General features: G+C 67.9%; 10 protein-coding genes. 6 read left to right on the top strand and 4 right to left on the bottom strand.

Translation table 11 applies throughout. The annotated features are described in order from the left end of the window. Positions 1 to 106: 106 nt before the first annotated feature. From lpdA to ACE3QP_RS20190, 4 genes are read right to left on the bottom strand one after another with little or no spacing between them, the layout of a single operon-like run. Entirely contained in the window at positions 107 to 1,546 is a 1,440-nt protein-coding gene (lpdA, locus tag ACE3QP_RS20205; RefSeq protein ID WP_374438642.1) for a dihydrolipoyl dehydrogenase, read from the bottom strand. A gap of 7 nt (positions 1,547 to 1,553) precedes the next feature. Then, a complete protein-coding gene (locus ACE3QP_RS20200; RefSeq protein WP_374438640.1) occupies positions 1,554 to 2,864 on the bottom strand; it encodes a dihydrolipoamide acetyltransferase family protein in 1,311 nt (436 codons plus the stop codon). Between the two features lie 3 nt (positions 2,865 to 2,867). Continuing rightward, a complete protein-coding gene (locus ACE3QP_RS20195) occupies positions 2,868 to 3,935 on the bottom strand; it encodes an alpha-ketoacid dehydrogenase subunit beta (RefSeq protein WP_374438639.1) in 1,068 nt (355 codons plus the stop codon). Positions 3,936 to 3,948: 13 nt separating this feature from the next. Further along, entirely contained in the window at positions 3,949 to 5,184 is a 1,236-nt protein-coding gene (locus tag ACE3QP_RS20190) for a 3-methyl-2-oxobutanoate dehydrogenase (2-methylpropanoyl-transferring) subunit alpha (RefSeq protein WP_374438637.1), read from the bottom strand. Positions 5,185 to 5,535: 351 nt separating this feature from the next. On the opposite strand from ACE3QP_RS20190, the gene ACE3QP_RS20185 reads away from it, so the two are divergent. The 6 genes from ACE3QP_RS20185 (at position 5,536) to ACE3QP_RS20160 (ending at position 9,695) form a co-directional block, all read left to right on the top strand. Continuing rightward, entirely contained in the window at positions 5,536 to 6,099 is a 564-nt protein-coding gene (locus ACE3QP_RS20185; protein WP_374438636.1) for a hypothetical protein, read from the top strand. 87 nt (positions 6,100 to 6,186) lie between these two features. Then, complete coding sequence (locus ACE3QP_RS20180) at positions 6,187 to 7,368, top strand: acetyl-CoA C-acyltransferase (RefSeq protein ID WP_374438634.1); 1,182 nt, start codon at positions 6,187 to 6,189, stop codon at positions 7,366 to 7,368. After that, entirely contained in the window at positions 7,369 to 8,001 is a 633-nt protein-coding gene (locus tag ACE3QP_RS20175) for a LysE family translocator (RefSeq protein ID WP_374438632.1), read from the top strand. After that, a complete protein-coding gene (locus tag ACE3QP_RS20170) occupies positions 8,001 to 8,180 on the top strand; it encodes a hypothetical protein (protein WP_374438630.1) in 180 nt (59 codons plus the stop codon). The genes ACE3QP_RS20175 and ACE3QP_RS20170 overlap by 1 nt, the downstream gene beginning before the upstream one ends. After that, positions 8,177 to 9,019, top strand: coding sequence for an SPFH domain-containing protein (locus ACE3QP_RS20165; protein WP_374438629.1), 843 nt, complete (start codon positions 8,177 to 8,179; stop codon positions 9,017 to 9,019). Before ACE3QP_RS20170 ends, ACE3QP_RS20165 begins: the two co-directional genes overlap by 4 nt. 10 nt (positions 9,020 to 9,029) lie before the next feature. Further along, entirely contained in the window at positions 9,030 to 9,695 is a 666-nt protein-coding gene (locus ACE3QP_RS20160; protein WP_374438627.1) for an SDR family oxidoreductase, read from the top strand. Position 9,696 lies beyond the last annotated feature (1 nt).

The raw sequence follows: 9,696 nt of genomic DNA, 5'->3' as shown, positions 1-9,696 counted from the left end.
CCCCCCGCAGGTAACTGCGGGGGGTTTTGCTTTTGGGGCTCGAAAAGTCGCTCCACTGATTCCGTATCGAATGGCCCTCGCGTAGAGGGCCGCTCGAATAGGAATCTCAGATATGCAGTGCCTGGCCCAGTGCGCGCAGGCAGCACTCCTGTACCGCTTCGCCCAGGGTCGGGTGCGAATGGATGGTGTGAGCCACGTCTTCCAGGCGCGCCCCCATTTCCAGGCTCAGACCGAACGCGGCGGAGAGCTCGGATACGGCGGCCCCTACTGCCTGCCAGCCCAAGATCAGATGGTTGTCGGCGCGCGCGACGACGCGAACAAAGCCCTCCGGAGCCTCCAGCGAGAGCGCGCGGCCATTGGCGGCAAAGGGGAACAGGGCCTGCACCACCTTGAACCCACGCTGGGCGCCCTCGGCCTCGGCGCTGTCCGGGGTGTGGCCGGCGCTGACGATCTCGGGATCGGTGAAGCACACGGCTGGAATCGCGGCGGGTTCAAAACGGCCAGGGTGGCCCGCAATCAACTCCGCCACCAATTCGCCCTGGGCCATGGCGCGATGGGCCAGCAGGGGTTCACCAGTGAGATCACCAATGGCCCAGACGTTCTTCATCGACGTGCGGCATTGCGCATCGACCTTCACGGCGCGCCCGTTCATGTCCAGCATCAGACGCTCCAATCCCCAGCCCTCGCTGCGCGGGCGGCGGCCCACGGCCACGAGGATCTTGTCTGCCGGCAGTTCCAACAGCGCGCCCTGGGGATCACGCACCGTGAGCGCCGTTCCGGCTGCATTCAGGCCCTCGACGCGGTGCGCCAACATGGTCTTGAGGCCGAGCCTGGCGAGCGATTGCGCAACCGGTTTGACGAGTTCGGCGTCGTAGCCGGGCAGGATGCGCTCCTGCGCCTCGACGACCGTAACTTCCGCCCCCAGCTTGCGCCAGGCCGTGCCCAGTTCCAGGCCGATATAGCCGGCGCCCACCACCACCAGCTGCTTCGGCACCGTGCTGAATACCAACGCTTCGGTGGAGGACACGACGCGGCCCTCGCCGGCCCCGAACGGCAGGAAGGGCAGTTCGACTTCCTGCGAACCGGCGGCCAGCAGCAGGTGCTCACACTGAATGCGTTGCGGCGCGTCACCGGAGTCGATGCCCGGCTGACGAACCTCGACGGTCTTGCCGTCGATGAGCTCAGCCCACCCCTTGACGACCGTGACGCCATGCTTCTTCAGCAGCGCGCCCACCCCGCCGGTCAGCTTGGCGACGATGCTGTCCTTCCAATCCAAGGTGGTGGCCAGGTCGAGTTCGACCCCGCTGGCGCGGATGCCGAGAGCCGAGCGGCCGGCCGCCTGCGCGCGCGCTTGGGCGTACGCCTCGGCGGCATGGATCAGCGCCTTGCTGGGGATGCAGCCGACGTTCAGGCAGGTACCACCGAGCGCCGCCCCTTCGACCAGGATGGTCTTGATGCCGAGTTGTGCCGCCCGGATGGCAGCGACGTAGCCACCGGGGCCGCCGCCCACGATCAGCAGTTGGGTTTGCGTGTAGACAGGAGGCATTGCGCGCTCACTCAATGAACAGGGTCGCAGGGGTTTCGAGCAGGGCGCGCAGGCGCTGCACGAACAGGGCGGCGTCCATGCCATCGACCACACGGTGGTCGAAGCTGGAGCTGAGGTTCATCAGAAGGCGCGGCACCACGCGGCCGTCGCGGTCGAACATCGGGCGCTCGACGATGCGGTTGACCCCAACGATGCCGACCTCAGGGTGATTGATGACGGGCGTGGTGACGATGCCGCCCAGAGGCCCCAGGCTGGTGATGGTGATGGTGGAGCCCGAGAGCTCGTCGCGCCCGGCCTTGCCGGTGCGCGCCGCTTCGGCGAGCCGCGTGATCTCCGCCGCACAGGCCCAGGGGTCCAGAGTCTCGGCGTGACGGATCACCGGCACCATCAGACCGGCATCGGTCTGCGCGGCCATGCCGATGTGCACCGCACCGTAGCGCGTCACCACGTTGGCCTCATCGTCGAAACGGGCGTTCACCTGCGGGAACTCGCGCACGGCGATGACGATGGCGCGTGCCAGGAAGGGCAGCATGGTGAGCTTGGCGCGGGCCTTGCCATGCTGCTGGTTGAGGCGCTGGCGCAAGGCTTCCAGCTCCGTCACGTCCACTTCTTCCACGTAGGTGAAGTGGGGGATCTGGCGCTTGGCCTGCTGCATCTTCTGCGCGATCTTGCGGCGCAGCCCAAGGACCGGGATGGCCTGCTCGTCCAGTCGCGCGGCGTAGCGGCTGTCCGCGCCGGCGCTGGCTGCGCCATGGGGCGCGCCCGCAAAGGCCTCCAGGTCCTCATGCGTGATGCGACCCGCAGGGCCTGTGCCCTGCACGAACTGCAGCTCGATGCCCAGTTCCCAGGCGCGACGGCGCACGGCCGGTGAGGCAATGGGCTTTTCGTCCGGTGCGCGGCGCGGCTGGGCTGGCGCTCGCGGGGCGGCCGGCTTCGCCGCCATAGGCGTAGGTGCGGCGACAGGAGCTGCCACCGGTGCAGAAGCCACTGCTGCAACCGACGCTGCCGCCGATGCCGTCACGGGCTTGGTCGCCGGCGCCGCGGCCGGCGCCGAGCCCGCCTTCAGATTGCCCTCGCCCTCGACCTCCAGCCGGATCAGCTCCGCCCCCACGGCCATCACCAGGCCGACAGGGCCGCCCAGGGTCGTGACCGTGCCGGCCACTGGCGAGGGGATTTCAACCGTGGCCTTGTCGGTCATCACGTCGGCCAGGATCTGGTCCTCGGCCACGGTGTCGCCCGGCTTCACATGCCAGGCCACCAGTTCCACTTCGGCGATGCCCTCACCGATGTCGGGCATCTTGATCACATAGGCACCCATCGGTCAGGCCTCCATCACGCGCTTGAGGGCTGCGCCAACGCGCGCCGGGCCCGGGAAGTAGGCCCATTCCTGGGCATGGGGGTAGGGCGTGTCCCAGCCGGTCACGCGCTCGATCGGCGCTTCCAGGTGGTAGAAGCAGTGCTCCTGTACCAGGGCCACCAGTTCGGCGCCGAAGCCGCTGGTGCGGGTGGCCTCGTGCACCACCACGCAGCGGCGTGTCTTCTTCACCGAGTTGACGATCGTGTCCAGGTCGAGCGGCCAGATCGAACGCAGGTCGATGACTTCGGCGTCCACGCCGGCCTCGGCTGCCGCTGCGGCGCTGACCCAGACCATGGTGCCGTAGGCCAGCACGGTCACTTCCTGGCCGGGGCGGAACACGGCGGCGCTGGTCAGCGGCACGCTGTAATAGCCTTCGGGCACCTCGCCCATCGGGTGCTTGCTCCAGGGCACCACGGGCTTGTCGTGGTGGCCGTCGAAGGGGCCGTTGTAGAGCCGTTTGGGCTCCAGGAAGATGACCGGGTCGTCGCACTCGATCGCGGCGATCAGCAGGCCCTTGGCGTCATAGGGGTTGCTGGGCATCACGGTACGCAGGCCGCACACATGGGTGAACACGGCCTCGGGGCTCTGGCTGTGCGTCTGCCCGCCGTAGATGCCGCCGCCGCAGGGCATGCGGATGGTCAGCGGGGCGGTGAAGTCGCCGGCCGAGCGGTAGCGCAGGCGCGCGGCTTCGCTGACGATCTGGTCGAAGGCGGGGTAGACGTAGTCGGCGAACTGGATCTCCACCACGGGGCGCAGGCCATAGGCGCCCATGCCCACGGCAGCGCCGACGATGCCGGATTCGGAGATCGGCGCGTCGAACACGCGCGACTCGCCGTACTTGGCCTGCAAGCCTTCGGTGCAGCGGAACACGCCGCCGAAGTAGCCGACGTCTTCGCCAAAGACGACCACGTTCGGGTCGCGCTCCAGCATCACGTCCATGGCCGAGCGCAGGGCTTGGATCATGGTCATGGGCTTGGTGGGGCCGTTGCTGTGGGGCACGGCCAATTTGTCCTGTTGGACGCTGTCGTTCATGGCGTGCTCCTGATCAGTAGCCGAGTTGTTGACGCTGTTGGCGCAGGTGCTCGGGCATGTCCTTGTAGACGCCCTCGAACATGCTGGCCACGCTGGGGATGTGGCCATCCAGCAGCGAGCCGTAGCGTTCGGCCTCGCGCTGCGCGGCGACCACCTCAGCCTCCAGGGCCTTCTGCGTGGCTTCGTGTTCTTCGGCGCTCCAGTGCCCGGTCGCCGTCAAATGCGCGGCCAGGCGGTTGATCGGGTCGCCCAGCGGGAAGCGCTCCCAGTCGTCGGCCGGGCGGTACTTGCTCGGGTCGTCGGAGGTGGAGTGCGCACCGGCGCGGTAGGTCACCCACTCGATCAGGGTCGGACCCAGGCCGCGGCGGGCGCGCTCGGCAGCCCAGAGCGAAGCCGCGTGCACGGCGATGAAGTCGTTGCCATCCACGCGCAGGCTGGCAATGCCCGAGCCCACGCCGCGCGCGGCAAAGGTGGTGTGCTCGCCGCCCGCAATGGCCTGGAAGGTCGAGATGGCCCACTGGTTGTTGACCACGTTCAGGATCACTGGCGCGCGGTAGACATGGGCGAAGGTCAGCGCAGTGGAGAAGTCCGACTCGGCGGTCGAGCCGTCGCCGATCCAGGCCGAGGCGATCTTGGTATCGCCCTTGATCGCGCTGGCCATGGCCCAGCCCACCGCCTGGATGTACTGCGTGGCCAGGTTGCCGGAAATCGAGAAGAAGCCGGCGCGCTTGTAGGAGTACATGACCGGCAGCTGGCGGCCCTGGATCGGGTCCTTCTCGTTGCTGAGCAGCTGACAGATCAGCTCCACCATCGAGATGTCGTCGCGGCACAGCAGCAGGCCTTGCTGACGGTAGGTGGGGAAGTTCATGTCCCCCTGCTCCAGCGCCATGCCGTGGGCCACTGCGATCGCTTCCTCGCCCAGACACTGCATGTAGAAGCTGAGCTTCTTCTGGCGCTGCGCGATCAGCATGCGCGCGTCGAAGGCGCGCGTCTTCATCATGGCCTTGAGGCCGCGGCGCAGGAAGTCGGGGGCGAGTTTCGGGTCCCAGGGGCCCTTGGCCGTGCCGTCTTCATCCAGTACGCGGACCAGCGCAAAGGCCAGGTCCTGGGTATCCACCGGGAGCACGTCCACATCGGGGCGGCGCACGCTGCCCGCGGGCGAAACGTGCAGGTAGGAAAAGTCGGTCGCACAGCCGGGCCGCCCTGTGGGCTCCGGCACGTGCAGACGCAGTGGCGGGTACTTAGCCATGGTCACGCAGCCTCCTGGCGTCCCTTGTGGGGCGCCGTGGTGAATCGCGAAAGGGCCGACGGCCCGGGCCGTGTGGGCCTGGGCCGCCGAGGATCCAGCGGTCGTTTGTCGCCCCGGGTGAGGAGCGGCAACGCCTTCCCCGTCAGCGTAACGGAGGCTTGTGCCCTAGCCGCTCGATGAAAGCCCCAGGCCTGGCGCGGCACCGGCTTGACCGCCTTCAAGGCGCTGCCGGCCATCGCGCTGTCTGTCGAATCGGCGCTGCTTCTTGCCATCTGTCCCAAGCTGGGCGCGAGCACCGGAGCGCCGGCCTACCGTGCGCCCCATTCCTTACCGACCCAACCGGAGCCGCCCATGAACCTCGATCAGGAACTGCAAGCCTTTCAACGCCGCCGCTTCTTGGCCATGCCACTGGCGGGCACTCTGGCCTGGCTGGGTGTGGCGGTGGCAGGGCAGCTGCTGGCGCCGCGTTGGCATCTGCTCAGCGTCTATGTGCTGACTGGTCTGATTGCCTACCTGGGTATGGGCCTGTCCAAGCTGACCGGTGAAGACTTCATGTCCAAAGAGAATCAGCGCAATCGCTTCAACCGGCTCTTCATGCTGTGCGTGGGCCAAGCCCTGCTGGCCTATGCGATTGCGATCCCCTTTGCCATCGTCAAGCCGGAAAGCGCCGTCTTCATGGTGGGCATGCTCACCGGATTCATGTGGTTGCCGAGCGCCTGGTTGATTGGGCACTGGGTGTGTGCCTTCCATGCCATCGCGCGCACGCTGCTGATCCTGGCCGCCTGGTTCCTGGCGCCGGAGCAAGGCATGGTTTGGGTGCCGGCCACCGTGCTGGCGATGTACGCGTTCACCATCGCCACACTGGAACGGCGCTGGACCCGCCTGCAACCCGTGGGGGCGGCTCAGCCGGCTTGAAGCAGCCACTTTTGCGCACTGCAGCAATTGGGCGCGGAACGGCGCCAGAATCGCGGTCTTCGCTGTCCCTCACTCAGGAGCCCGACCATGTCCGCCGATCCCATCGTCATCGTTTCCGCTGCCCGCACGCCCATTGGCGGCCTGCTGGGTGATTTCGCCGGCCTGGCGGCCTGGGAGCTGGGCGCAGTGGCCATCAAGGCCGCGGTGGAGCGCGCTGGCGTGCCGGGCGACGCCGTCGACGAGGTGCTGTTCGGCAACTGTTTGATGGCCGGCCAGGGCCAGGCCCCGGCTCGTCAGGCTCTGCGCAAGGCAGGCCTGCCTGATTCCGCTGGCGCCGTGACCCTGTCCAAGATGTGCGGCTCCGGCATGCGCGCCATGATGTTTGCCCACGACATGCTGGCCGCTGGTTCGGCCAATGTGATGGTGGCCGGCGGCATGGAGAGCATGACCAACGCCCCGCACCTGATGTTCGCGCGCAAGGGCGTGAAGTACGGCCAGACCGCGATGTACGACCACATGGCCCTGGACGGCCTGGAAGACGCCTACGAGCGCGGTAAGGCCATGGGCGTGTTTGCCGAGCAATGCGTGGGCAAGTACAGCTTCACGCGCGAGGCCATGGACCAGTTCGCCATCGCCTCCACCCAGCGCGCCAAGGCTGCGAATGAAGATGGCAGCTTCGACTGGGAAATGGCGCCGGTCACGCTCAGTTCGCCCAAGGGCGACACCGTCATCAAGTACGACGAGCAGCCCTTCAAGGCCAAGCTGGACAAGATCCCGACGCTCAAGCCCGCCTTCAAGAAGGACGGCGCCATCACCGCCGCCACGAGCAGCAGCATTTCCGACGGCGCCGCCGCCCTGGTGCTGATGCGCGAAAGCGAAGCCGCCAAGCGCGGCCTCACGCCCATCGCCCGCATCGCCGCCCATGCCGTGCACGCCCGCGCGCCCGAGTGGTTCACCACCGCCCCGGTCGGCGCCATCGAGCTGGCGCTCAAAAAAGCCGGCTGGGACGCCAAGAGCGTCAACCTGTGGGAAGTGAACGAGGCCTTTGCCGCCGTCACCATGGCCGCGATGGCCGAGTTCAAGCTGCCGCACGAGATCGTCAACGTGCATGGCGGCGCTGTGGCCCTGGGCCACCCGATCGGCGCCAGCGGCGCGCGAATCGTCGTCACCCTGCTGGGCGCGCTGAAGAAGCGCGGCCTCAAGCGCGGCATGGCGGCGCTGTGCATCGGCGGTGGCGAAGCCACGGCCCTGGCCGTCGAGATGCTCTAAATGCTGGGCACGCACGATCTGGGCCTGTTCGCCCTCACGGTCTTCCTGCTCAACGCCACCCCGGGGGTGGACATGGCGCTCACCATCGCCAGCACCCTCAAGGGCGGCTGGCGCCAGGGCGCGGCGGTGGTGCTGGGCATCAGCCTCGGGTGCGTGCTGCACAGCCTGGCGGCGGCCTTTGGCCTGGCGGCTCTGCTGGCCGCCAGCTCCGAGGCTTTCACGTTGCTGAAGTGGGCCGGTGCGGCCTATTTGCTCTACGTGGCCTGGGGCATGGCGCGCGCCGGGTTGCGCGCAGCCGGCGAGGCCCCCCCGCCCAGCGTGGCGTCCGGCTTCGGGCGCACGGTCTGGCAGGGTTTCTGGACCAATGCGCTCAACCCCAAGGTGGCGCTGTTCTTCCTGGCCCTGCTGCCGCAGTTCATTGCGGCCGATGCTCCGCACAAGACCCTGGCCTTCCTGGCCCTGGGCGCCTGGTTCATCGTGCAGGGCGGGCTGTTCTCGCTCGGCCTGGTGGCCCTGGCGGCGCTGGCACGCCGCCTGCCGACGCGGCCGGGCCTCGGCCGGGCGCTGAACCTGGGTGGCGCGGGCCTGTTCGCCTTTTTGGCGGCTCGCCTGGCCCTGGCCAAGCCCGCCTGATGCGGCACTGGCTGCTGCTCTTCATCCTGCTGCTGGCTGCCTACGGGCTCTGGCAGCTTGGCGGCCACCGGACGCTGCGGCGTGCCGGCCGCCATGCCCTGCGCATCCTCGCCCTGGCCCTGCTGTTGCTGGGCCTGCTGGTGCTGGCCTATCACTCTCAAGCGCTCAAACTGCTATGAAGCTGCGTACCCCCTTGCTGTTGGCCCTGGCTGCCGCCTTGAGCGCCTGCACCCAGATCGACACCGGCAATGTCGGCGTCGAGCGCACCCTGGGCAAGGTCAGCCCCGAGGCCCTGCCGCCAGGCATCTACTTCACGCTCTTCAAGACCGTGGACGAGTTCAGTGCCAAGGAGGTGAGCTTCCAACTGCAGGACATGACGCCCAAGAGTCGCGACAACCTGACCATGAAGGACGTCGACATCGACATCTACTTCAAGGTCAACCCCGGCGCGGTGCCCGGCCTCTTCACCAAGTACCAGGGTGATGTGGTGCGCCATTCGGACATGGTGCGCGAGGGCGGTACCAATGACTTGGTGATCGCCTACAGCCGCGTCTCGCGCGAGGCCCGCGAAGCCGTCTACAAGGCCATCGCCCAGTTGGAGGCCACCACCATGCACACGCGCCGCTCGGAACTGGCCGAGCTGGTGCGCAGCGGCCTGCAGAAGGAGCTGGACGCGAACGACAAGGGCGCCTTCGTCGTCACCGCCGTGAACGTGCGCAATCTGCTGACTGACCCGGCCATCGAGGCCGCGATCCGCCAGCGTGCCGAGACCGACCAGGCGATCGAGAAGAAGCGCAAGGAAATCGAACTGGCCAAGGCCGAGGCCGAGCGCCTGATCGTCGAGGCCGAGGGCCAGGCCAAGGCCAACCAGATCATTTCCTCCTCGCTGACCCCGGCGCTGAAGGAAATCCGCCTGGCCGAGCTGCAGCGCGACGCCGCGCTGGCCATCGCCAGCAAGCAGGGCAATACCGTGCTGCTGGGTGGCGGCGCGCAGCCGCTGATCAACGTCGGCAAATAAGGAACACGACATGCAAGTGCTGGTCATCGGCGCGTCGCGCGGCATCGGTCTCGAATTCGTCCGCCAATACCTGGCCGAGGGCCATCAGGTCACCGCCACGGCGCGCGACGACGCCGCGCTCGACAAGCTCAAGGCCCTGGGTGCCAAGGCCCTGAAGCTGGAGCTGCTGGACCCCAAGAGCTGCGCCGGCCTGGCCTGGCAGCTCGATGGCATGCAGTTTGACGTGCTGCTCATCAATGCCGGCGTGTACGGCGCCGATGTCGCCGCCCCAAGCCCGCCCACGCAGGCCGAGTTCGATCTGGTGATGCACACCAATGTGCTGGGCCCCATGCGCGTGCTGCCGGCGCTGACCGACTGCCTGGCGCAGAACGCCAAGCTGGCGCTGTTGTCCAGCCGCATGGGCTCGATCAATCTGCGCCGCAGCCCCAATGGCTGGCTCTACCGCGCCAGCAAGGCCGCCGCCAACTCGGTGCTGAAGGACGCCAGCATTGCCTTCGGCGGCCGCGCCGTCTGCGTGGCCCTGCACCCGGGCTGGGTCAAGACCGACATGGGCGGCTCGCAGGCCGAGCTGAGCCCGGCCGAGGTGGTGAGCAGCATGCGCGCCGTGCTGGCTCGCCTGGGCATGCAGGACAACGGCAACTTCCTGAACTTCGACGGCAAGCCGCTGGCCTGGTGAG

Origin of the sequence: Inhella sp. (assembly GCF_041912635.1) — a bacterium.
In the GTDB taxonomy this organism is placed as follows: Bacteria; Pseudomonadota; Gammaproteobacteria; order Burkholderiales; family Burkholderiaceae_C; genus Inhella.
Note: the sequence above shows the minus strand (reverse complement) of the source record. Positions and strands in the feature narration are given on the sequence as shown.